The sequence below is a fragment of the Jeotgalibacillus marinus genome, from assembly GCF_040801915.1.
GTDB lineage: Bacteria > Bacillota > Bacilli > Bacillales > Jeotgalibacillaceae > Jeotgalibacillus > Jeotgalibacillus marinus.
The window spans coordinates 1-227 of record NZ_JBFMIA010000327.1; the positions used below are offsets into that span (position 1 = coordinate 1).

Annotated in this window: 1 pseudogene; it reads right to left on the minus strand. The window is 61.2% G+C overall.

Annotated elements, in window-relative coordinates:
- Positions 1–227 (minus strand): annotated as a pseudogene (locus AB1471_RS18045) (hypothetical protein); the annotation flags it as partial.

A 227-nucleotide genomic window follows, 5' to 3' on the forward strand; every position in this document is an offset into this window, starting at 1 on the left:
TTGGCGAAGGTACGTTTGGCCTCGGTGAAGCGAGAATCCGTGCGGCCGTTAGACATTGCCTGGTTTTGCAGCGGGCATTCACCGCCCTTGTCGCACATCGGGCAATCCAGCGGATGGTTGATCAGCAGCAGTTCCATCACACCGTGCTGGGCCTTGTCGGCAATCTCGGAGGTGAGTTGGGTGCGCACCACCATGTCGTCGGTGGCCACGGTGGTGCACGACGCCAG